The sequence below is a fragment of the Colwellia psychrerythraea genome, from assembly GCF_000764185.1.
Taxonomy (GTDB): Bacteria; Pseudomonadota; Gammaproteobacteria; order Enterobacterales; family Alteromonadaceae; genus Colwellia; species Colwellia psychrerythraea_B.
On the sequence record NZ_JQEC01000004.1, the window covers coordinates 243656 to 266626 of the forward strand.

A 22971-nucleotide genomic window follows, 5' to 3' on the forward strand; every position below is an offset into this window, starting at 1 on the left:
TTATGATCAGTAAAACTTTTATCAATCGCCCTAAGTTTGCGTTTGTAATCTCTATTGTTATCACGCTTGCCGGCTTAATTGCCATGAGCGTGTTACCAGTAAATATGTATCCAGAAATAACACCACCTCAAGTTCAAATATCTGCTGTCTACCCGGGAGCAAGTGCTCAAATTGTAGAAGAGTCTGTAATCAGACCCATTGAAGAACAGGTCAATGGTGTAGAAGATATGATGTATATCGAGTCTTCCGCCTCTAATAATGGTAGTGCAGTTATTACGGTATTTTTTAAAGTCGGTACCGATGGTGATATTGCGCAAGTTAATGTGCAGAATAGAGTCGCCTTAGCAACCAGCTCATTACCTTCAGAGGTAACTCGTCAAGGGGTTGATGTTAAGAAAAAGTCTAGCTCTATGTTATTAGGTATTAACTTGTTTTCTGAGCAAGAAGGTATTGACCAACTCTTTTTAAGTAATTATGCCTCTAACTATTTAACTGAGCCGTTAGGTCGTATTAAAGGTGTTGCTTCAGCAGAAATCATGGGTGAAATGACCTACAGCATGCGTGCTTGGTTAAATCCTGAACGTATGGCATCTTTAAGTGTTACTGTTACCGAAGTACAACAAGCATTACAAGAGCAAAATATGATTGTTGCTGCCGGTAAATTCGGCGCTAGTCCATCGTTACCTAATCAGCAATTTGAGTACTCTATTCAAGCCAAAGGTCGTTTACAAACACCTGAAGAGTTTGGTCAAACAATCATTCGTGCTCAGCTTAATGGTAATTTTATTCGTTTAAATGATATTGCTCGTTTGGAGTTAGGTGCAGAAGATTACTCAACACAAGCAAGGTTAAATGGTAAGGAAACTGCATTCCTTGTTATTTACCAACTACCTGATGCCAATGCTACTGAGGTTGCCTCTTTAGTTAAGGCCGAAATGATAAAGCTTGCTGAACGTTTTCCTGATGGTTTAGAGTATGTTATCCCCTACGACACTACTAAATTTATAGATCGCTCCATTGAAGAAGTTATGGTTACCCTCTTTCAAGCGATAGCCTTAGTGGTTTTAGTGGTGTTTTTATTTCTGCAAAATTGGCGTGCTACCATCATTCCAACTTTAGCAATCCCAGTGTCTCTAGTGGGTACTTTTGCTTTTATGATTTTGATGGGTTATTCAATCAACACCATTACTTTATTTGGTTTAGTGCTTGCCATTGGTATTGTGGTCGATGATGCCATTATAGTTATAGAAAATGTTGAGCGAATTTTAAAAGAAGAGCAGTTGCCCATTAAAGAAGCGGTAACAAAGGCGATGGAACAAGTCTCAGGACCTATTATTGCTACAACCTTAGTATTACTTGCTGTTTTTGTTCCCGTGGCGTTTATGCCGGGGATTACCGGAGAATTATATAAACAATTCTCAGTGACTATTTCATTTGCCGTATTAATTTCTTCACTTAATGCCTTAACCTTAAGTCCTGCACTTTGTACCGTGTTATTAAGTGCTGAAAAAATGAAACCAATTTCATGGTTAATACCATTTGAACATCTTATTACTAAGGTAACTGGCAGCTATACCAAAGCTGTAGGTTTCTTGCTTAAGAGACTTGCTAGGGTTGGCCTTTTTGTTGGCTTAATGTTTATTGGCGCAGGTTGGTTGACAACTTCAGTACCAACAGCATTTTTGCCTGGTGAAGATCAAGGTTACCTCTTTGTCGACATACAACTACCTGATGCTGCGTCCAGTAATCGTACGCAAGCGGTAATGGATAAGATCACACCAATGATATTAAACGATGCTGCCGTTGATGATATTATTACCGTGTCAGGCTACTCACTACTCGGTGGCGCTGGTTCAAATAATGGCCTTGCCATAATTCTACTCAAGGATTGGGAAGATCGCACGGCACCTGAATTGGGTCTAAGGCAGTTAATCCCACGGTTAATGGGGCAATTATGGACTATGCCAGATGCGCAAATTATGGTCTTTAACCCGCCGCCTATCCCCGGCCTTGGTAATAGTTCAGGTTTTGAATTTAAATTGCAAGACAGTGAAGGTAGAGATCCAGCTGCGTTAGCGCAAGTGATGAACGGTCTCATCTATGAGGCCAATCAACGACCTGAGTTATCAAGGGTATTTAGTACTTTCCGTGCCAATGTACCGCAGTACTTCTTAGAAGTAGACCGTAATAAAGCCAAGGCACAAGGCGTGGCTTTATCTGATATTTTCTCGACCTTGCAAGCGCAATTAGGCTCTTTATATATTAACGACTTTAGCCAATTTGGACGAACCTATCGCGTCACTATACAAGCTGAAAGTCAGTATCGAAAAGACCCATCAGATTTACGTTATTACTTTGTTCGAAATAAAGACGATGAAATGGTGCCCCTAACGACCTTAGCAACTATTAAACCTATTTTAGGGCCAACAACCATTAGTCATTTTAATTTGTATCGTAGTGCGAGCATCACAGGTAATGCTGCGCCTGGTTATTCTTCAGGACAGTCTATTGATGTTATGGAAGAGCTAGCGAGTAAATTGCCGCAAGGTTATATCTACGAATGGTCTGGACAGTCTAAGCAAGAATTAGAAGCGGGTAACTTAGCGCCAATCTTATTTGGTTTAGCTATTATCTTCGTTTATCTTTTCTTGGTGGCACAATATGAAAGTTGGACTATTCCATTTTCAGTGTTAGCGGCTGTGCCATTAGCACTATTTGGCTCAATGTTAGCGCTGTATACTGTTGGCATGGCAAATAACATCTATGCTCAAGTCGGCTTAGTATTATTGATAGGACTGTCTACTAAAACCGCTATTTTGATTGTCGAGTTCGCCATGGAGCAAAGGGCGGCGGGAGAGACAATTATGAATGCAGCACTTAATGCGGCCAGAATGCGTTTTCGTGCGGTATTGATGACTGCTTTTTCTTTTATTCTCGGTGTATTACCGCTGGTATTTGCAACGGGCGCCGGTGCGGGTAGCCGGGTATCGCTCGGTATCACTGTACTTTCGGGGATGATCGCTGCGACGCTTTTTGGTACTTTACTGGTACCTTACTTCTATTTAGTGATTCAGCGTATGCGAGAAAAATTTAAAGGGCATTCAGATGTTACCTAACAGTTTACCTATTAGTTAACATTAAAAAAGGGCACATACTATATATAAATATTATGTGCCCTTTTTATTTTTTTGCTAAAAAGCTAAGTAACTAGCCAGCGTATTATTAACCACGAAGCTAGAGCTACTCTTTATTCTTGCGCTTGAACTGGCTCTGATGTAGTCTCTGCTTCATCAAGTTTAGCTCTATCCGCTTTTGATACATACTTCGGTTTATTACTAGTATGTAATTTTGAATTCATTTTTTTAACCTTCTTTTTCAAAATATTATTCATTTTCTTTTTTCTATTCATTGTCTTGTCTCAACATATAAACTTAAAATTATTTTGGTTTTTTACTACTACCTAGCTGTTTCTATTATTTTTCTATAATATTTTGCTAGTAATTGCTTAATATTAAAAAATCACTACCACAAGCATCAAAGGCAAATACGGGTATAGCACTGTTGGTTTAAATGAATTACTTACATACTCAAGTATCAGTGCTTTGGTATTAGGGCGGTTGTTTTGCCACTCTTTATACACTAAGTAAGGCGTAGTCGACTCATCTAGTCGTTCAGGCTCATTTAGTGCTAATTTATCTTCTATCGCTATTATCGCATTTGCCGTACGGCACTGAAAGGTTTTCCAAATGCCTTCTTGTAACCAGAGTATTGCCAATAATTGTATGGCAACAAAAGCCGCTAATGAAAAGGCAATGCTAAACAAGGCGATGGTGATGGAAACAAGCTTGATTATTAAGGAATACTGCTCATAATCTTCATGGCTATTATGTAATGTTTGCCATTGCTTTACTAAGAACTGCTTTGAAACTGTTGTCATAGGTTGAGTACCATTGTTTCTAATATACTGGGGTTGTACAAAAATTACTGTTATTATGCGCGCATTATCTATCTCATGAAAGTTTTCTTATCTTTGTATTGATAGCTTTCTTATTTTTTGGCTTAGTTTTTGACTAAGCCGCTTTAAACCAGAGGCGTTTATTTTGAGCACTAATACAACTACTTCATCGTTAGCTTTTACTTCGTTGAGCTTAAAACAGGATTTAGTTAAAAACTTATCGTCGCTTGGCTATGAGAAAATGACACCCATTCAAGCTAAAACCTTACCTGAATTACTTAAGGGAAAAGATGTTATTGGCGAAGCTAAAACAGGCTCAGGCAAAACGGCTGCCTTTGGTTTAGCATTACTTAACAAACTAGAAGTTAAAAAGTTTCGCATTCAATCTATGGTGATTTGTCCAACCCGCGAACTGGCTGACCAAGTTGCGAAAGAGTTAAGAAAACTAGCACGAGGTATTCATAATATTAAAATATTGACACTTTGTGGCGGAACACCATTTGGTCCACAAATTGGTTCGTTAGAGCATGGAGCACATGTTATTGTTGGTACCCCAGGTCGCCTTGAAGAGCATGTTATAAAAGGCACCTTACAATTAGATAACTTAAACTTATTAGTACTCGATGAAGCTGATCGTATGCTAGAAATGGGCTTTCAAGCAGCCCTTGATAATATTGTTGGACGAACACCACTTGATCGTCAAACCTTACTTTTCAGTGCAACTTTTCCAGAGCAAATAAAGTCCATTAGCGAAAGTATCATGACCGATCCAGTGATGGTCAAAATCGCTTCTAGTGAAGACCAATCAACTATCACTCAAAAGTTCTTTAAAGTAAGTGATGATGATAGTCGTCTAGATGCGTTACGTTTATTGTTACTAGAAAAACAAGTTGAATCGACCGCTATTTTTTGTAATACCAAAAAAGAAACCAAACAAGTTGCTGACGCCTTACATTTTGATGGTTTTAGCGTATTAGCCTTACACGGTGATTTAGAGCAACGTGATAGAGATCAAACGTTATTACGGTTTGCCAATAAAAGTGCTTCAATTCTTGTCGCTACAGACGTTGCTGCACGTGGCTTGGATATTGATAGCTTAGATTTAGTCATTAATTATCATATTGCCCGTGATAGCGAAGTACACGTACATAGAATTGGCCGAACCGGTCGAGCAGGCAGCACAGGTATTGCTTATTCATTATTTAGTGACAAAGAAAGTTATAAAGTTGGTTTACTTGAAGATTACCTTGAAGCCGTTATTACCCCTGAACCATTACCATCATTAGCAGTACTTGGTTATGAACGTCCACAAGCTAAAATGGCAACCATTCAAATTGATGGCGGTAAAAAACAAAAAGTTAGAGCTGGAGATATTTTAGGCGCACTTACTGGTGATAATGGTGTACAAGGCTCACAAGTTGGCAAAATATCGGTACTTGATAACAAGGCTTATGTTGCTGTTACAATAGGGGCCTTGAAGTTAGCTTTAAGAAAAATATCGAAAGGGAAAATGAAAGGGCGTACCTTCAATGCACGCCACTTAACTTTTTAATAAGCTAGCGTCTAAATTAAAAAACTCAATGAAACAAGCCTACCAAGAGCTGCTTGACAATAAGCAGCTCGAATTTGATCCTGCTCAAACTCAAGCAGTTGATGCCTTAGTCGTGTTATCTGAGCGATTAGTCGAACAGCAACAGTTGTCTAAGACACTCAAAACGTCTATTCCTGGTTTATATTTTCATGGCCGGGTAGGCCGTGGTAAAACTATGCTGATGGATCTATTCTTTCAGCAACTTGCCATAGAAAATAAAAAACGCATTCATTTCCATCACTTTATGGAAAGTGTACACCAGCAACTAGCCCAGCTAACTGGAAAGTCAGAGCCACTTAGGCATATCGCTAAAGCATGGGCACAAAATATTGATCTATTATGTTTTGATGAATTTTATGTCACAGATATTGGTGATGCTATGTTACTTAGTGGCTTGTTTTCCACACTTTTTTCCCAAGGCATAACACTTGTTGCTACTTCTAATTGCGAGCCAGAGCAGCTTTATCGTAATGGCTTACAAAGAGAGCGTTTTTTACCAACCATTGCTTTGATTAATCAATATTGTCAGGTTATCTCTATCAATGGTGACGTAGACCATAGGCGCAGCAAACTAGCTAAAAACGCGAATCATAATAATTATTTTTTATTAGCCAACCAAGGTAATAAAGAATTAATTGCTCGCTTTAAAAGTCAGACCAAACAAGAGTCTTTAGCTGCCGGTAATATCGAGATTAATCATCGAACGATGAACTATTTAGCTAAAAGTGATAATGTCATTTTCTTTGATTTTTTTGCGCTTTGTTCTGGCCCTCGCAGTCAACGAGATTACATGGCGCTTGCTAAAGAGTACACAGCGGTGTTTATTGCTAATGTACCAAAGTTTTCAGGTGAATTAATACCGGCCGTTTTTTCCGGTGTTGAAGATAGTTATCAGCGCAGTGGCGTTTTAATGGGAGATTTACAACAACTTGATGATGAAGCGAGAAGGTTCATCGCTTTAGTTGACGAGTTCTACGACCAGGGTATTAAATTAATTGTCAGTGCTCAAGTTGACATATTTGAGCTTTATCAAGGGCAACAACTCGCCTTTGAGTTTGAACGCTGTCAGTCTCGTTTAATTGAAATGCAAAATGCCTAACAATCTTTTTATAAACCTAACATCTGGTCATATTGACTAATTAGCTTACAATTTATTAACCCATTGATATTGATTTATCGCTATCTAGTTGATATCTATATATAAATAAACTTGGCACTATGTTTGTAACTATCTACAAGTAATAGTTTCAAACAGACTAGAATAACGGGTGTTTATCTCCGTTAATTTAAATTTTAAAAGGATATAAATATGACTTATTTTCAAGCCACCTTAATCGCTAGCGCTTTAACTGCTTCTCTTGCATCATCATCAGTCTATGCCCATCAATCATGTAATGTTGATTTATCGGCAGGGTTTACTATTAATGCTAGCACTACAGAGTTTTTACAAGAAGCTGGTGGAGATGATCAACAAAAACGTAGTCTATATAAAATTGTTGATGGCAAGCAGTTGTTTATCAATAGCATTAGTATTGAACTAACAGATACTCAACAAGTATTAGTACAAAAATATGATGACAAAATACGTAACTTAGTTCCGCAAGTTAAAAACGTTGCCATTGAAGGGGTTGATTTGGCTGTTGATGGAGTAAACCTAGCCTTTAACGGCTTATTAGGCGAAGGTAATACCGTAGCAAAAGACTTAACCAAAGAACTTACCTTGATTCGAACACAGATGCTAGATAACTTATCCATCGAAAATGGTATTTCTGTTGGTGTTGAGGGCCTAGAGAGTGAAGAGTTGCTGGGTAAAGATTTTGATCAACGCATTGAGTCAGCTGTTGAAAAAGCTGTATTAAATTCTATGGGCAGCATCTTAATTGCTATGGGACAACAGATGATCTCTTCAGATGGCGATGAGCAGAGCTTTGAAACGCGCATGGAAAAGTTTGGTGAAAAAATTGAACATGAGATGACAGCTAGATCAGCGGTTATAGAAAAAAAAGCACAAGCACTTTGTGTCAGCATTGCTGAAGTAGATGCGTTAGAAGAGCAACTTAAAGGGAAAATTAAGCCACTTGCTATTACCAATGTGTTTACTGTGACAGTTGTTCAGGATGAAGACGACAACCATGCTAGCGCAAAGTAACTGCTAAGTTTTACCAGCTCCATTAAGTTTTTCTCACTCAGAGTTTGTCAGCGTTTTGAGAACAAATAGAGTTTTTTGTATATAGTTACTCTACATTTAAGAAATTCTGTGCGGTTATCTAATTGCTGACAAATTCCGAAGGGCGAGTTTAAAAGGCTTACAGTGTGCGTTATTGATTTTGGCGAGGGAAAAAATATTTTCTTCCCTCAATGTCTTATCTCTCTTTTAAATCTCGCTGATTTGGAAGAAACATATTGGAATTGGTATTACTAAAGCAAATCATATGATTTGAAGATCTAGCACTGGTATAATTACTAGGTCTTTTTTTTCTTCAGATTTAGTGAAACATGCACGCTGTCCATAAATTACATCAATACCGTAAAAGCATCAGTACTACCACTTATAAAGCCAGAGGTCAGCGCGTAATTCGCTGCGAACTTTGTCAACTTGCCAAGCAGTTTTGTATTTGTGAACTAGCGCCGAGTAAAGAGCAAGTGGAGACAACCGCAGGGTTTTTACTATTATATTATGACACAGAGGTAATGAAACCGAGCAATACCGGTAAACTGATTGCCGATCTTATTCCTGATACCTTCGCTTTTTTATGGTCTAGAACCCAAGATAATCCAGAATTATTAACGGTGCTTAATGATGAGAAATGGTTCCCATTGGTGGTTTTTCCGCAAGAATATGCCGGTGATGAACGTGAAGTATTTACTAACAAAGTTACTTGTCCTGAAGGTAAGCGACCACTATTCATTATGCTTGATGGCAGTTGGCGTGAAGCTAAAAAGATGTTTAGAAAGAGTCCTTATTTAGATGGTTTCCCTATGGTTTCATTTGATGCTAAAACAGCGATTCAAGCGATCACAGGAAATTATCAAGGTGATAACAACAACCAGTTATCACCTGTGGGACAAGACTCCCGTTATACAGTAAGAAAAACCGAACTTGAACATCAGTTTTCAACTGCTGAAGTTGCAGCAAGGGTGCTCGACATGCATGGCGAAGTCAATAATGCTCACGTACTCGATTTATGGTTTGATGTTTTCAATTTTCAATATCAAAAAAGTGTTTGCCAGCGTAATAAGGGCAATGTTAATGCGATAGAAAATTATCAAAGCTTTCTTAGCCAAACATATCGCTAAACGTATTGGTTAATAATCTGCAATAGCTTTGTGGTGTAAGCCTGATTATCACGATGGTTCAAGCGGCTAAACGACCTTTTGGTTAACATAATGGCAGTTAACTTAATTCATATAAATTAATTAAAAATGTTACCAGTAAAAGCAAAAAGGGTCACTAAAATATAGTGACCCTTTTTATCATATTAACGCTTAGTTTATTATTTTTTATGCGGATCTCTTAATGAAGAAGCCTCGCACGAATGGTGCCATCAATTTGCTTTAACTCTTTTAGTGCTAATGCACTGTCTTGTGAGTCGATATCAATTACCACATAACCAACTTTGTCATCGGTTTGTAAGTATTGTGCTGCGATATTAATATTATGCTCCGCAAATGCTTGGTTAATTTTAGTTAAAACACCTGGTTGGTTATGGTGGATATGTAATAAACGGCTGGTGCCTGTTTGACCTGGAATAACATGTTCAGGTAGAGACACTTCTGGGAAGTTAACCGCTGATAAAGTCGAGCCATTATCTGAATATTTAGCGAGTTTTGTTGCTACTTCTAAACCAATATTTGCTTGCGCTTCTTTGGTGCTGCCACCAATATGTGGTGTTAAAATCACATTATCAAAGCCACGTAATGGCGAGATAAACTCATCGTTATTACTCTTAGGCTCTACAGGGAATACATCGATAGCAGCGCCTGCGATTTTTTTGCTATCTAAAGCTTGTGCCAAAGCATCAATGTCAACCACAGTACCACGGGAAGCATTAATGAAAATTGCGCCTTCTTTCATCGCTGAGAATTGTGCTTGAGCAATCATGTTATGCGTTTGTACTGTTTCTGGCACATGTAGACTGACGACATCAGCTTCACTAAGTAATATGTTTAATGACGGTGCTTGACTAGCATTACCTAAAGGTAGCTTAGTCTCAACGTCATAAAATCGTACTCGCATGCCTAATGTTTCAGCTAAAATCCCTAGTTGCATGCCAATATGACCGTAACCAATAATACCTAATACTTTGCCACGAGCCTCAACTGAGCCAACCGCCGATTTAAACCACTCTCCACGATGAGCTTTAGCGCTTTTTTCTGGGATACCACGAAGTAATAATAATGCTTCGCCAAGGACCAACTCCGCTACTGAACGGGTATTTGAGAAGGGTGCGTTAAAAACAGGAATACCGCGAGTTTGGGCTGCTTTTAAGTCAACTTGATTGGTGCCAATACAAAAACAACCAATAGCGGCTAATTTATTAGCGTGACTAAGTACTTTATCTGTTAATTGTGTACGTGAACGAATACCAATAAAGTGTACATCAGCAATTTTTTCTATTAACTCACTCTCTGATAGTGACGTTTTTAGTGATTCAATATTTGAATAACCTTTTAACTTTAATTCTTCAAGAGAGCTTGGGTGCAAGCCTTCAAGCAATAAAATTTTGATTTTGTCTTTTGCTAATGAGTTCTTGGTGGCAATAGTCATATATTGGCTTCGCTTATCCTAAGTTAAAAGGTAATACAATTTATTTAGATGGCTAGATATCTAAAATAGAAGTTTAACATATCATATAGTGCATAAACTCTAAAGGACTTTTAAGCATATTTAGGAATAAATATGCTTAAAAGTGAATATTCCACTTGGAAGAGGGGATAACTGAGTTATTGGACTACTTTGATACCGTCGCTACTGCCCAGAACTAAGATATCAGCAGCACGAAGGGCAAATAATCCATTGGTGACAACACCAACAATGGCATTAATTTGTGTTTCGAGATTTTTAGGATCAAGGATTTCGAGGTTATGAACATCAAGAATAACATTGCCGTTGTCTGTGATTACTCCTTGGCGATATTCTGGGTCGCCACCTAGCTTTACTAATTCACGTGCGACATAACTGCGCGCCATAGGAATAACTTCAACCGGTAAAGGGAAGCTTCCTAAAACTTTTACTTGTTTTGAATCGTCGGCAATGCATATAAACCTTTTGGCAACTGCAGCGACAATTTTTTCACGGGTTAATGCCGCACCACCACCTTTGATCATTGCCATGTGCTTAGTGATTTCATCAGCGCCATCTACGTATACATCTAATACATCAACACTGTTTAAATCAAATACTTCAATGCCGTGTGCTTTTAAGCGTTTACTTGACTCTTCTGAACTTGATACAGCACCGGCAATTTTATCTTTCATGGTAGCAAGAGCATCAATGAAAAAATTAACCGTTGAACCTGTACCTACGCCGACGATGGTATCATTTTCAATAAATTCTAATGCCTTGATGGCGGCTGCGTTTTTCATTTCATCTTGAGTCATTTTATATGCCTTATTAGCAAACAATTACGGTTATAGTAAGTTTTGAAAGCCTTCAGAGGGCCTTGGAATGGGCAATTATAACACTAAACAATCTCATAGTTATACCAAGACAACTGCTTTTAATAGTCATTGATTTTAACAATAGGAGGCATTTTAGTATTGCGATAAAGTTGACTTTATAAGGTAATGAAATACGGTTAATTAGTTGGGGCAGAGGCTCTTGCTACTTCACCTTCATGGCTATGGTTACAGGCTGCAAAAATTACTCGATGACTGATTCACTTTACGAGATGAAAGTTTTTTTACTAAGCTCTTAGTGATTATTACATTATGTAGCTAAGTCTATTTTGGCATTGCACTAATGGCTACAGCGTTGTGGTCCTGCTCAATAGTTTTGGCATAATGAGACGTTACGCGATTTGTGATCACCTTGTCAGATTTTTCACCCTTTATTCTGATGCCAGTGATAGTGCTATCAGGAAAGTAATTATCTTGACGTTTAGCAAAAGCCAACATCATTCGTTGATCTTCAGGAAGGGGTCTGTTGAGTAAAGAAATCATCAGTTGTTGATCAGAAGAAGCTGCTCTTTTTACCGAGCCATGATGATGTGCAGTAAACTCGGTGTGATTGAACTCTTTCTGGTAGTAGTGATTACTTTGATGGTTCAAGTTTAATTGCTCAGTATTACTACAAGCTGTAACAGCAACATAGAGAACAAGATAACAAAATATTTTAAATACTTTCATAACAAACCTAACGCTAACTAATAGTAATGATTGAGTTACTATCAGTAGGGCAAGTGTTATGCCAGAAAATTAAATTTTACAGTGGAGGTGTTTTTTAACGCTGTAATAGTATGAAACTATTAATTAATATGAGTATAAAATAATTCAATTAATCTTTTTATATGGATAAAAAAGAACTCTCAAACACATTATTATTTGTCATTACGTGATTGAGAGCTTAAATTGCTTTAAAAGTGTCAATTATTTAACGCTTTAGTAAATGTTAGTGATTACTTTTCTTCTGACACTGAGCGAAGTAGTTCGTTAATACCTACTTTTGCTAGTGTTTTAGCATCAACTTTTTTCACTATAATAGCAGCGTATAAACTGTAAGTACCACAAGCTGATGGTAAGTTACCTGGTACTACTACAGAGCCCGCAGGTACTCGACCATAATGTATCTCACCTGTTTCTCGGTCAAAAATACGTGTGCTTTGACCTATATATACCCCCATTGAAATTACCGCGCCTTCTTCAACGACTACGCCCTCAACAATTTCTGAACGTGCACCGATAAAACAGTTATCTTCAATAATCGTAGGTCCTGCTTGTAGTGGCTCTAATACACCACCGATGCCAACACCACCGGATAAATGCACGTTTTTACCTATTTGTGCACATGAGCCGACAGTAGCCCAAGCGTCAACCATACAGCCTTCATCGACAAAGGCACCGATATTTACAAAGCTTGGCATTACGACTACATTCTTACCGATAAAACTACCAGTACGTACACTTGCGCCAGGTACGATACGAACACCATCAGCTTCAAACATAGCTTGGGTGTAACAATCATACTTCATTGGTACTTTGTCAAAAAAAGTACTTTCTGCGCCATCAATAACTTGGTTATCCCAAATGCGAAAAGAAAGTAGCACTGCTTTTTTAAGCCATTGGTTAACTTGCCACTGGCCGTCTATTTTTTCGGCAACTCGGGCACTGCCGTTGTTTAATGCTGCTAATGCAGCAAGCACGGCGTTTTTAATTTCACTTGAAACGGTTGCTGGTGTAATGTTAGCTCTGTCTTCAAAAGCTTGTTCAATAACACCGGCTAATTGTTTTAAATCTGTCATTAGGCTTCCTATTTGAAATTTTAAATGTGTTGTAAAGGTAGTTGTTTAGTAATACCACACCAACTCAAAATGAGTCAGTGTGGTAATTAATCAATATCTTGAGTTAACCGTAAGGCTAATGCTTCTTTTTCTTGCAGGGTAAGCTCATTGTCTTTTACCGTAGAAATAGTGAATACATCATCAGCCTTCTCACCAAAAGTAGTGATTTTAGCGGAATGAATATTAATTCTTTCTTCTTGAAATACTTGCGCGATATTTGATAATAAACCCGGTCTATCTAAGGCTATTATCTCTATCATGGTACGGTTTTTTGCATGTATCTTAATAAAGTTAACACGTAGTGGCACTTTAAATTTTTTCATGTGCCTTGCTAGCTTAGGCTCAGGCAAATCACAGATAGTATCTTGACCTAACTTATCGACTAACGCTTGGCTTATTTCTTTGGTGTAGAAACGCTCTCGTAAAGGTTTATTACGACTATCAAGTACGACAAATGTATTAACGGTAAAGCCAGTTTTTGTGGTAATTATTTTAGCGTCATGTATCGAAAGCTTTTTCGTTACCAAAAATGCGACGGTATTAGCGAAGGTATTATTTTTCTCTTTGGTAAAAATAAATACTTCCGTGCCACCACGATAGGGCACAGGACTAATCAGTACGAGTGGATTTTCTCTATCATGTTCGACGATATTGTGACATTGTCTAGCAATTTGCTCAGGAGAATAACGTAAAAAATAATCGATTTTAAATTCCTGCCATAAAGCCTTAATTTTTTGCTCATCGACATTTTCTTTACTTAAAAGCATCAGTGCTTGCTGTTGGTTTTCACGAATTTTAGAGCGAACTTCTACCGGTTTTTCTAAACCATGACGAAAAGCACTTAAGGTATTGAAATAAAGCTCTTCCAATAGGTTTGCTTTCCAGTTATTCCAAAGGCTTTCGTTAGTGCCTCGCATATCTGCAACAGTTAGGCAATAAAGGTAGTTTAGGTGCGCTTCATCACGAACAATTTCACCAAAAGTACGAATGATATTTTCGTCACTGATATCACGGCGCTGCGCAGTAACTGACATTAATAAGTGAAATTCAACAAGCCATGCCACCATATTACTGTCGTGTTTACTCATTTGGTGTGATAAACAAAAGTTTAAGGCATCAACTGCGCCTAATTTAGCATGATCACCACCACGGCCTTTGCCTATGTCATGAAAAAAACCAGCAAGGTACAGCACTTCGGGTTTACGCACTTTTTGTACTATTTTACTGCATAGTGGGAATTTATGATTATGTTCTTTTTGGCTGAACTGGTGCAGATTTTTTACTACTCGAAAGCTATGTTCATCTACTGAATAGGCATGGAAAAGGTCAAATTGCATTTGCCCTGCTATGTTCCGCCATAAGGGTAGATAAGAGCTAAGAATACTATGTTTGTGCATTAAGGTTAACGCTAAACCTAAGCCTCTAGGATGACGGATAATCGCCATAAAAATACGACGACATTCTGCATAATCAATAAGTCCTGAAATTAAACGTCTTCTTGCATTACGCATTAACCTTAACGTGTGTGAATGTATGCCCTTAATGCCTGGCTCTTGTGCAATGATTAAAAACATTTCAATCAACTTTGCCGGTCGCATGAAGATACGATCGTTGCGCGTATTAATTAAGGTATCAACTATTTCAAAGTCTTTGTTGATAATAGTAATGTTGCAGAGCTCATTTTTTTTAATAATAGCGAGTTCAAAATGCTGCAATAACATGGTGTTTAACTCAGTCACCCGAGAGATAATGCGGAAGAAACGTTTCATCATACGTTCAACGGGGGCTTTACCTTCATCACCAAAACCCATCATTCTTGCCACGTCAGCTTGATAATCAAATAGAAGTCGGTTCTCGCTTCTACCAGCAACAAAGTGCAAAGCAAAGCGCATGCGCCATAAGTAATCTTGTGACTCTAATAGTTCAAAAAGCTCGTTAGGGTAAAGATAATTATGTTCGACAAGCTCTTCGAGGGAATCGGCTAAAAAGTGTCGCTTGGCAACCCAAGCGATGGTTTGGATATCCCTTAAACCACCAGGGTTTGCCTTTAAGTTGGGTTCAAGTGTGTAGGCAGTACCACGGTATTGCTGATGTCTTTTTGCTTGCTCTTTACATTTAGCAATAAAGAATTTCTCTGATGTCCAAAAAACATCTTCATTAAGCAAAGGCAATAATTGTTGTGTCAGCGTATCATTACCGGAAATTTGTCGCATTTCCATTAAGTTAGTGGCTACTGTGACGTCTTTTATAGCTTGTTTTAAGCACTCTTTAATAGAGCGCACACTATGGCCAATATCGAGCTTTATGTCCCATAGTTGAGTGATAAAGCTTGAAATTTTTTCTTCCAATTCCTGAGCGGTTTCTTCTTGGGTTAATATCAGGATATCAACATCAGATTGAGGGTGTAATTCACCTCGCCCATAACCACCTACAGCAACTAAGCTTATTTGAAACTCATCAAGATGATGCTGACACCATAATTTTTTTAATATGGCATCAACAAAAACAGCACGTGCGGATAATAAATCGCTTATATCGTTATCAATAAAGACATCTTGTGACCATTCTTTAAATGCTTGGCTCAATAAGCAAATATCGCGGGTTGATAAAAAATCAGCGCTGATGGCTAAGCTTTCAATAAAATGTGCTGGAACTATATGTACTGATATCGAATTATTGGTCAAGAGCTTACCTTTCTTATTGCGACGAACCTATTTCAATGAATCTATTATTGGCATATAAAGCTTAACTTTAAAGGCATATCCCATTAAGAATTAATTGTGTAATAGTCGAGGAATAGATTCTTCATTTCGTAAGGTTAAAATTTCACAACCTGTTGGAGTGACTACTATAGTGTGTTCCCATTGTGCTGATTTTTTACCATCGGTAGTGTAGACAGTCCAATTATCGGTTTTATCTAAAATAGTACTGGCTTTACCTAAGTTAATCATAGGCTCAATAGTGAAACACATGCCCACTTCCATCTTGGTTTTGTCATTATTTTTATAGTGCACAATTTGCGGCTCTTCATGAAATACTTTACCTATACCGTGCCCACAATACTCCTCAACGATAGAGTATTTTCCCAAATTGTTTTTAGACTTTTTAGTGAATTTTTGAATAGTTGTGCCGATTTCGCCAAAAGTTGCGCCAGGTTTTACTTTTTTAAGTGCTAAATAAAGTGACTCTTGAGTAATACGACACAGACGATTATCTTCAGGACTGCCTTCACCAATAATAAACATTTTACTGGTGTCGCCATGATAACCATCTTTTATTACGGTAATATCAATATTAATGATATCGCCATCACAAAGTACTGTATCGTTAGGAATACCGTGACAAACAACGTGGTTTACTGAAGTACAAATTGATTTAGGGAAATCATGGTAATTAAGCGGTGCTGATATAGCATCTTGTACTTTGTCAGTATATTCAGCACAAAGCGTATTAAGTTCATCAGTACTGATGCCGGCTTTTACATGCTCAGCTATCATTTCTAAAACGTCAGCAGCTAATTTTCCAGCTATACGCATTTTGGCTATTTCTTCTTGGCTTTTTATGGTGATGCCCATCTTGGAGTATCTCTTTAGGTTTACGCTAGTTGCAATGTTTAATGCTACTATGCTGTTAATTAATGGTATTTCATCATAAGTGATGAAATAGTTGCTAATAAGATAGCAAGTTAACTGTGTTTATTTAACTCTAATTTAACCGCATCAACGAATGCGTCAGGGTCTTGTAGGTATAAATTGTGACTAAGTAAAATTAACTCATCATTAACTGCCAGTAGTAAGGCGGGTATCGCTTGGGTGGCAATGATCTCTTGCAGTGCAATGATTTCATGCACTTGTGCTTCTGCATCATTGGTTAATTTAGCTTTGTTAAATACTTTTGCGGGTGCAGATAATTTAAATTCATCAACGATGTTACTTAAATCAGCTTGCTCAATTAAATCATTACCTTGGCTAAAATGCGCTGCTTGCAGCGCATTTAATATCGCAAGAGCTTGGTGCGTTGTTTTACTCGCGGCCCAAGTCATTAAGTTAGCGCATAAAGTAGAGTCTTTCCCTTGTGATAGTTTGTTCATGTAATCAGGCGAGAAGTTGACACTTGACAGCGCTTTAACTTGAGTTATTTGTTGCTTAGTAACGATATTTTCACCGTCAGCATCAGAGAAGTAGGCGCAGTGCCATAAGTTAAGGTTCACTTCGGGTAATGATTGATTTAACGCATTAACTAAAGGTGTTGTCGCATAACTCCACGGACAGTGACTGTCATAAATAAAAAATAATTCTGCTGACATTATATACTCTATAAAAAGGTTGATATGGGTGAAAATCTAATATAAAAGATTTTAACTCGCCTTGGCTTAATATCCCACCATAAATCACCCTTTGGTGGTAAATGATTTTTATCTCGCTAAAAACATTCCTTTGTGGTATAAAGTGCGGCGCTAAATTTTTAGTTAGGCTGATTTATCTTTGTTTAGGCAGGAATAGGGCTACTTAGCTTGGTTTAGTGACAATTTAAATCGACTATCGAATGTTTTTTTAAAATCTCTTCGGTAAGTCATTATTATAAACTCACATACATCTATTAAAGGTATACCGGGGTGCCCAGTTTTGGCGATAAAGTCAAAGCAAAGAGGTCGTGTATATTGGGTGTATGAACGCTTAACCCCATAAAGGAAAAGACAATGTCAAACGTTTCAATGCGCGATATGCTAAAAGCTGGTGTTCATTTCGGTCACAAAACTCGTTACTGGAATCCAAAAATGAAGCCATTCATTTTCGGTTCACGCGATAAAGTTCATATCATCAACCTTGAGCAAACTGTTCCTATGTTCAATGATGCACTTGCTTTTGTAAGCAATGTTTCATCGAAAAAAGGTAAAGTGTTATTTGTTGGTACTAAACGTGCTGCAAGTGATGCTATCAAAGACGCTGCGATCAAATCTGACCAATTCTTCGTTAACCATCGCTGGTTAGGTGGTATGTTGACTAACTGGAAAACAGTTCGTCAATCAATCAAACGTTTGAAAGATTTAGAATCTCAAACAACTGACGGTACTTTTGAAGCTTTAACTAAAAAAGAAGCGTTAATGCGTACTCGTGAAATGGAAAAACTTGATAAAAGTTTAGGTGGTATCAAAAACATGGGTGGTTTACCTGACGTTTTATTTATCATTGATGCTGATCACGAGCACATTGCTATTAAAGAAGCAAACAACCTTGGTATCAAAGTAATTTCTGTTGTTGATACTAACTCTAACCCAGATGGTATTGATTACATCGTACCGGGTAACGATGATGCTATTCGTGCAGTAAGCTTATACTGTAACGCTGTTGCCGACGCTGTAATCAGTGGTCGTGAGCAAAACATCGTTGTACAAGCTGAAAAAGACGGTTTTGTTGAAGCTGAATAATTTCAGTTATTAACACGTTTTATTTTGCTATTGCCACAAAAGCTTGCTTTTGTGGCAACTTATTTAATATTTATTCCCAAGGCTAGCATATTAATAGCACTGCTACGGGGATAACTGAAAATCGAGGAACTACCTATGACAGTTACAGCTGCTATGGTTAAAGAATTACGTCAACGCACAGCTGCGGGCATGATGGATTGTAAAAAAGCGTTACAAGAAGCTGAAGGTGATATGGAACTTGCGATTGAAAATATGCGTAAGAACGGTCAAGCAAAAGCCGCCAAAAAAGCAGGTAATATCGCTGCTGAAGGTGCAATTATCATTAAAGTTTCAGGAAACACAGCTGCAATAGTTGAAGTTAACTGTCAAACTGATTTCGTTGCAATGGATGATAACTTTTTAGGTTTTGCCAATGCTGTTGCTGATACTGCACTTGCTTCTAAAGTTGCTATCGAAGAGTTACAAGCACAATTTGAAGAGAAACGCATTGCGTTAGTGACTAAGATTGGTGAAAACATCAATGTACGTCGTGTTGAGTATGTAGAAGGTGTTAACTTAGCTTCTTATACTCACGGAGCTAAAATTGGTGTAGTTGTTGCGGGTGAAGGTGATACTGAAGCACTTAAGCATATTGCTATGCACGTTGCAGCAAGTAAGCCTGAGTTCTTAACTCCTGATGACGTTCCTGCTAATGTTGTTGCCAATGAAAAGCGCATTCAAATCGAAATGGCGATGAACGAAGGCAAGCCTGAAGAAATTGCTGAGAAGATGGTTACAGGCCGCATGAAGAAGTTTACTGGTGAAGTTTCTTTAACTGGTCAAGCTTTCATCATGGAACCTAAGAAAACTGTTGGTGCTATTCTTAAAGAGAAAGGTATCACTGTTTCTTCATTCGTTCGCTTAGAAGTTGGCGAAGGCATTGAGAAAAAATCAGAAGATTTTGCTGCCGAAGTAGAAGCACAACTAGCTGCTGCTAAAGGTTAATTCTATTTTTTTGTAACTTTAGTTTTATAATTAACTGTTGCAAATAGCTTGAATTACTAAAAACGTCTACCTTGGTAGGCGTTTTTTTATGGATGATTTTTAATATTTACATAAAAAGGAGAGTTTTTTCAGTTAAGACTTTCGTGTATGTGTTAAAAGTACTAAAATAGCCGCGGTCTTTTGACCTAGGCTTTTATTGGCTTAAATTTTTTTACTTTAACCGCACAGGAATTTCTCCCCATGACAACCAATCCAAAACCTGCTTATCGAAGAATTCTTTTAAAACTCAGTGGTGAAGCACTGATGGGTGATGAGGGTTTTGGTATTGATCCTAAAGTGCTTGACCGTATGGCTCAAGAAATAAAAGAGCTAGTTGAAATGGGCATCCAGGTGGGGCTTGTCATTGGTGGTGGCAATTTATTTCGTGGTGCTGGTTTAGCTGAAGCTGGTATGAACCGTGTTGTTGGCGACCAAATGGGCATGCTTGCTACCGTAATGAATGGTCTGGCAATGCGTGATGCATTACATCGCGCTTTTGTAAATACTCGTTTAATGTCTGCTATTGATTTAGCGGGTGTATGTGAGCGTTATAATTGGGCAAATGCTATAAGCTTATTAAAATCTGGCCGTGTAGTGATTTTCTCTGCGGGTACAGGGAATCCATTTTTTACTACTGATTCTGCTGCTTGTTTACGTGGTATAGAAATTGAAGCGGATGTGGTATTAAAGGCAACTAAAGTAGATGGCATTTATTCAGAAGACCCAGTTAAAAACCCTGAAGCAGAGCTTTATAGCGAGTTAAGCTATGATGAAGTACTTGATAAAGAATTAAAAGTGATGGACCTAGCTGCCTTTACTTTAGCGCGAGATCATAATATGCCGATTCGCGTATTTAACATGAATAAACCGGGTGCGTTGAAATCTGTCATTATGGGCGGTAGTGAAGGTACTGTGATTACAAACAAGTAACATTTTGATACTTAAGCCAAAGCTAATTACTATTTAGACAAGGTAAAATAAATTGCCGGTTTAAGTTAACTTGATAATATTAGGAATAATAATCGTGATAGATGAAATAATTGAAGATGCTCAAGAACGTATGGGCAAAAGTATTGAAGCACTAAAAAGCAGCTTGACTAAAATAAGAACTGGCCGCGCTCATGCCTCTTTACTTGATAACATTGTCGTTGAATATTATGGCATGGATACACCGTTAAATCAGGTTGGCAATATTTCGGTTCCTGATGCCCGTAACCTTTCGATTACTGTATTTGATAAAGGCATGATTAGTGCTGTTGAAAAAGCTATTATGAAGTCTGACTTAGGTTTAAACCCTCAATCAAATGGCACTTTAATTCGTATTCCATTACCACCACTTACTGAAGAACGTCGTAAAGACCTTGTGAAAGTTGTTCGTGGTGAAGCTGAAGGCGGAAAAGTTGCTATTCGTAATATTCGCCGAGATGCTAACTCTGACTTTAAAAGTTTGTTAAAAGAAAAGGAAATCAGTGAAGATGAACATCATCAAGCTGAAGACTCTGTTCAGAAAATTACGGATACTTACGTTAAACAAGTTGATGAAGTTCTGGAGAAAAAAGAAGCGGAGTTAATGGAAATATAGTTAATTTGTAAAAGAACGCCATGTTGCTGCTATTTAGCCAACTGGCGTTTTTTATTGATAACGATTTATAAGTTAATTTAAAATCTACTAGCTGATTTTAAATAATTAATGACTTAAATGATTCATGTAAAATTGTTAAGTGGGTAATTGTTAGTGGATAATGTCGATGTTTTAGCTGAACAAGCTGAATATAAAAATATTCCTCAACATGTTGCTATCATCATGGATGGTAATGGACGTTGGGCGCAGCTGCAGGGTAAAGGTCGTGTTAGTGGTCATAAAGCGGGTGTTGAATCAGTACGGGCTGTAGTAGCTACTGCTCGAAAATCTAATGTTAAAGCGCTAACACTTTTTGCATTTAGTAGTGAAAATTGGCAAAGACCAGCAAAAGAAGTTGGTGTGCTGATGGATTTATTTATGTACGTGCTCACCAAAGAAGTTAAACGCTTACATAAACATAATATACGCTTTCAAGTTATTGGCGATTTGAGTCGGTTTTCTGAAAAATTACAGAAAAACATTGCTAAATCAGAGCAACTAACCGCCGGCAATACTGGTTTAGTATTATCCATTGCGGCCAATTACGGCGGTCGTTGGGACATAGCTCAAGCGGCTAAAAAACTTGCTGGTGAAGTACAGCAAGGTAATATTAAGCTTGATGATATCAATGAACAGACACTTAATGCTCAAACTTGTTTAGCCGATCTGCCAACACTCGATCTACTTATCCGCACTGGCGGTGACTGTCGCATTAGTAATTTTTTATTATGGCAGGCTGCGTACGCTGAGCTGTATTTCACTGATATATTATGGCCAGATTTCAATGAAGCGCAATTTGAACAAGCGATAAACTGCTTTGACCAACGTGAACGCCGTTTTGGTAAGACCGGTGAGCAAGCTAGAAACGAACAAACATAATTAGTACTAATAAAATTAATAACGACAAGCCGAGCCAAATATCTCAGAGCTTGCTTGACTAGTAAATAGTCCACTAAAAAAAGGGTAGCCCTTGTTAAAACAAAGAATTATAACGGCCTTAATATTAGCACCAGCAGCAATATCAGCTATTTTCTATTTACCTATTAGCTATTTTGCCGTACTTTTAATGGCTATTATTGCTATAGGTGCGTGGGAATGGGCTCGCTTTATGGGACTGACCAAAGCAGTACACCGTTTAGCTTACGCTGCAGTTAGCTCTGTACTCGTCGCGTTGTTATGGTATTTATTGCCGGTAGACCAAACATGGTTAGTACTCAGCGGTATACAAGATGAAATAACCTCAATATTGTGGTTGAGTGTTGTCTGGTGGTTAATTGCGGCTTTATTAATGTGTTTTTTCCCTAAATCAAGTACCTTCTGGGCTAGAAATAAGCTTATTATTGCACTGTTTGGTTGGTTAACACTGGTACCAACTTGGTTAGCTTTTATGGTGTTACGCACAAATAACTATGCACTAGATGAATTTCAAGGTGCCCAGTTATTGATGTACTTATTTATGCTGGTATGGAGTGCTGATGTCGGCGCTTATTTTGTTGGGAAATCTGTAGGTAAACACAAACTTATGCCTAATGTGAGCCCTGGTAAAACGATAGAAGGCTTTCTCGGTGGCATTGTCTGTGCCATTATCTTAACTTTTGTGGTCGGCTTCTCATTGCAGTGGTCAGTTGATGACTTTTCCAAGGCAATGTTAGTGACCGTTTTAATCACCACTATTTCTGTTTTAGGTGATTTAACTGAGAGCATGTTTAAGCGTCAAGCTGGCGTGAAAGACAGTGGCACTATCTTGCCTGGTCATGGTGGTATTTTAGATAGAATTGATAGTTTAACGGCAACAGCGCCTATTTTTGCGCTTTGTTACGTATTGCTTGCTTAATAATTTAAAAAGAGTAAATG

20 protein-coding genes are annotated in these 22971 nt (G+C 37.9%); 11 read left to right on the plus strand and 9 right to left on the minus strand.

Going from position 1 to position 22971, the window contains the following annotated elements:
• Nucleotides 1-2 precede the first annotated feature (2 nt).
• Nucleotides 3-3116 (plus strand): efflux RND transporter permease subunit, encoded by a 3114-nt coding sequence (locus GAB14E_RS19145; protein WP_033080809.1) that lies wholly within the window; start codon nucleotides 3-5, stop codon nucleotides 3114-3116.
• 131 nt (nucleotides 3117-3247) lie between these two features.
• Here GAB14E_RS19145 and GAB14E_RS24405 read toward each other — a convergent pair whose 3' ends face one another.
• Entirely contained in the window at nucleotides 3248-3409 is a 162-nt protein-coding gene (locus tag GAB14E_RS24405; RefSeq protein ID WP_081967695.1) for a DUF2986 domain-containing protein, read from the minus strand.
• Nucleotides 3410-3511: 102 nt separating this feature from the next.
• Nucleotides 3512-3937, minus strand: a complete 426-nt coding sequence (locus GAB14E_RS19140; protein ID WP_033080810.1) for a hypothetical protein — start codon at nucleotides 3935-3937, stop codon at nucleotides 3512-3514.
• Nucleotides 3938-4100: 163 nt separating this feature from the next.
• Here GAB14E_RS19140 and dbpA point away from each other — a divergent pair, with 163 nt between their 5' ends.
• The 4 genes from dbpA to GAB14E_RS19120 all read left to right on the plus strand — a co-directional run bounded on the left by dbpA (nucleotide 4101) and on the right by GAB14E_RS19120 (nucleotide 8843).
• On the plus strand, nucleotides 4101-5507 hold the full coding sequence (gene dbpA, locus GAB14E_RS19135; protein ID WP_033080811.1) for an ATP-dependent RNA helicase DbpA: 1407 nt from the start codon (nucleotides 4101-4103) through the stop codon (nucleotides 5505-5507).
• Nucleotides 5508-5535: 28 nt separating this feature from the next.
• Complete coding sequence (gene zapE / locus GAB14E_RS19130; protein ID WP_033080812.1) at nucleotides 5536-6645, plus strand: cell division protein ZapE; 1110 nt, start codon at nucleotides 5536-5538, stop codon at nucleotides 6643-6645.
• 210 nt (nucleotides 6646-6855) lie between these two features.
• A complete protein-coding gene (locus tag GAB14E_RS19125) occupies nucleotides 6856-7695 on the plus strand; it encodes a DUF2884 family protein (protein WP_033080813.1) in 840 nt (279 codons plus the stop codon).
• Nucleotides 7696-8042: 347 nt separating this feature from the next.
• Nucleotides 8043-8843, plus strand: a complete 801-nt coding sequence (locus tag GAB14E_RS19120) for a tRNA-uridine aminocarboxypropyltransferase (protein WP_033080814.1) — start codon at nucleotides 8043-8045, stop codon at nucleotides 8841-8843.
• A 217-nt stretch (nucleotides 8844-9060) separates the two neighbouring features.
• Here GAB14E_RS19120 and serA read toward each other — a convergent pair whose 3' ends face one another.
• The 7 genes from serA to GAB14E_RS19085 all read right to left on the minus strand — a co-directional run bounded on the left by serA (nucleotide 9061) and on the right by GAB14E_RS19085 (nucleotide 17351).
• Nucleotides 9061-10314, minus strand: coding sequence for a phosphoglycerate dehydrogenase (gene serA, locus GAB14E_RS19115; protein ID WP_033080815.1), 1254 nt, complete (start codon nucleotides 10312-10314; stop codon nucleotides 9061-9063).
• Between the two features lie 176 nt (nucleotides 10315-10490).
• Complete coding sequence (gene rpiA, locus GAB14E_RS19110; RefSeq protein WP_033080816.1) at nucleotides 10491-11147, minus strand: ribose-5-phosphate isomerase RpiA; 657 nt, start codon at nucleotides 11145-11147, stop codon at nucleotides 10491-10493.
• A gap of 342 nt (nucleotides 11148-11489) precedes the next feature.
• A complete protein-coding gene (locus GAB14E_RS19105) occupies nucleotides 11490-11894 on the minus strand; it encodes a hypothetical protein (RefSeq protein ID WP_033080817.1) in 405 nt (134 codons plus the stop codon).
• Between the two features lie 269 nt (nucleotides 11895-12163).
• Nucleotides 12164-13006, minus strand: a complete 843-nt coding sequence (dapD, locus tag GAB14E_RS19100) for a 2,3,4,5-tetrahydropyridine-2,6-dicarboxylate N-succinyltransferase (RefSeq protein ID WP_033080818.1) — start codon at nucleotides 13004-13006, stop codon at nucleotides 12164-12166.
• A gap of 86 nt (nucleotides 13007-13092) precedes the next feature.
• The gene (gene glnD, locus GAB14E_RS19095; protein ID WP_052093445.1) at nucleotides 13093-15729 is read right to left on the minus strand and encodes a [protein-PII] uridylyltransferase; all 2637 of its coding nucleotides are present in this window, start codon (nucleotides 15727-15729) and stop codon (nucleotides 13093-13095) included.
• A gap of 90 nt (nucleotides 15730-15819) precedes the next feature.
• Nucleotides 15820-16620, minus strand: a complete 801-nt coding sequence (gene map / locus GAB14E_RS19090) for a type I methionyl aminopeptidase (RefSeq protein WP_033080819.1) — start codon at nucleotides 16618-16620, stop codon at nucleotides 15820-15822.
• A 110-nt stretch (nucleotides 16621-16730) separates the two neighbouring features.
• Nucleotides 16731-17351, minus strand: coding sequence for a DsbA family protein (locus tag GAB14E_RS19085; RefSeq protein WP_033080820.1), 621 nt, complete (start codon nucleotides 17349-17351; stop codon nucleotides 16731-16733).
• 393 nt (nucleotides 17352-17744) lie between these two features.
• On the opposite strand from GAB14E_RS19085, the gene rpsB reads away from it, so the two are divergent.
• The 6 genes from rpsB (at nucleotide 17745) to GAB14E_RS19055 (ending at nucleotide 22951) form a co-directional block, all read left to right on the plus strand.
• Nucleotides 17745-18473: a 30S ribosomal protein S2 gene (gene rpsB / locus GAB14E_RS19080; RefSeq protein ID WP_033080821.1), complete on the plus strand. Its 729-nt coding sequence runs from the start codon at nucleotides 17745-17747 to the stop codon at nucleotides 18471-18473.
• Nucleotides 18474-18608: 135 nt separating this feature from the next.
• A complete protein-coding gene (tsf, locus tag GAB14E_RS19075; protein ID WP_033080822.1) occupies nucleotides 18609-19457 on the plus strand; it encodes a translation elongation factor Ts in 849 nt (282 codons plus the stop codon).
• Nucleotides 19458-19697: 240 nt separating this feature from the next.
• Nucleotides 19698-20426 (plus strand): UMP kinase, encoded by a 729-nt coding sequence (gene pyrH, locus GAB14E_RS19070; protein WP_033080823.1) that lies wholly within the window; start codon nucleotides 19698-19700, stop codon nucleotides 20424-20426.
• 94 nt (nucleotides 20427-20520) lie between these two features.
• Entirely contained in the window at nucleotides 20521-21078 is a 558-nt protein-coding gene (gene frr / locus GAB14E_RS19065) for a ribosome recycling factor (RefSeq protein WP_033080824.1), read from the plus strand.
• Between the two features lie 153 nt (nucleotides 21079-21231).
• Nucleotides 21232-21996 carry a polyprenyl diphosphate synthase gene (gene uppS / locus GAB14E_RS19060; protein ID WP_033080825.1) on the plus strand — a complete coding sequence of 255 codons (765 nt, stop codon included), beginning with the start codon at nucleotides 21232-21234 and terminating at the stop codon, nucleotides 21994-21996.
• Between the two features lie 91 nt (nucleotides 21997-22087).
• Nucleotides 22088-22951, plus strand: a complete 864-nt coding sequence (locus tag GAB14E_RS19055; protein WP_033080826.1) for a phosphatidate cytidylyltransferase — start codon at nucleotides 22088-22090, stop codon at nucleotides 22949-22951.
• Nucleotides 22952-22971 lie beyond the last annotated feature (20 nt).

Coding starts and splice junctions, on each gene's coding strand:
- dapD (WP_033080818.1), bottom strand. CDS start 13,006: ATGACAGATTTAAAACAATTAGCCGGTGTTATTGAACAAGCTTTTGAA.
- rpiA (WP_033080816.1), bottom strand. CDS start 11,147: ATGACTCAAGATGAAATGAAAAACGCAGCCGCCATCAAGGCATTAGAA.
- tsf (WP_033080822.1), top strand. CDS start 18,609: ATGACAGTTACAGCTGCTATGGTTAAAGAATTACGTCAACGCACAGCT.
- GAB14E_RS24405 (WP_081967695.1), bottom strand. CDS start 3,409: ATGAATAGAAAAAAGAAAATGAATAATATTTTGAAAAAGAAGGTTAAA.
- GAB14E_RS19120 (WP_033080814.1), top strand. CDS start 8,043: ATGCACGCTGTCCATAAATTACATCAATACCGTAAAAGCATCAGTACT.
- GAB14E_RS19140 (WP_033080810.1), bottom strand. CDS start 3,937: ATGACAACAGTTTCAAAGCAGTTCTTAGTAAAGCAATGGCAAACATTA.
- GAB14E_RS19145 (WP_033080809.1), top strand. CDS start 3: ATGATCAGTAAAACTTTTATCAATCGCCCTAAGTTTGCGTTTGTAATC.
- pyrH (WP_033080823.1), top strand. CDS start 19,698: ATGACAACCAATCCAAAACCTGCTTATCGAAGAATTCTTTTAAAACTC.
- zapE (WP_033080812.1), top strand. CDS start 5,536: ATGAAACAAGCCTACCAAGAGCTGCTTGACAATAAGCAGCTCGAATTT.
- GAB14E_RS19125 (WP_033080813.1), top strand. CDS start 6,856: ATGACTTATTTTCAAGCCACCTTAATCGCTAGCGCTTTAACTGCTTCT.
- serA (WP_033080815.1), bottom strand. CDS start 10,314: ATGACTATTGCCACCAAGAACTCATTAGCAAAAGACAAAATCAAAATT.
- rpsB (WP_033080821.1), top strand. CDS start 17,745: ATGTCAAACGTTTCAATGCGCGATATGCTAAAAGCTGGTGTTCATTTC.
- map (WP_033080819.1), bottom strand. CDS start 16,620: ATGGGCATCACCATAAAAAGCCAAGAAGAAATAGCCAAAATGCGTATA.
- GAB14E_RS19085 (WP_033080820.1), bottom strand. CDS start 17,351: ATGTCAGCAGAATTATTTTTTATTTATGACAGTCACTGTCCGTGGAGT.
- GAB14E_RS19105 (WP_033080817.1), bottom strand. CDS start 11,894: ATGAAAGTATTTAAAATATTTTGTTATCTTGTTCTCTATGTTGCTGTT.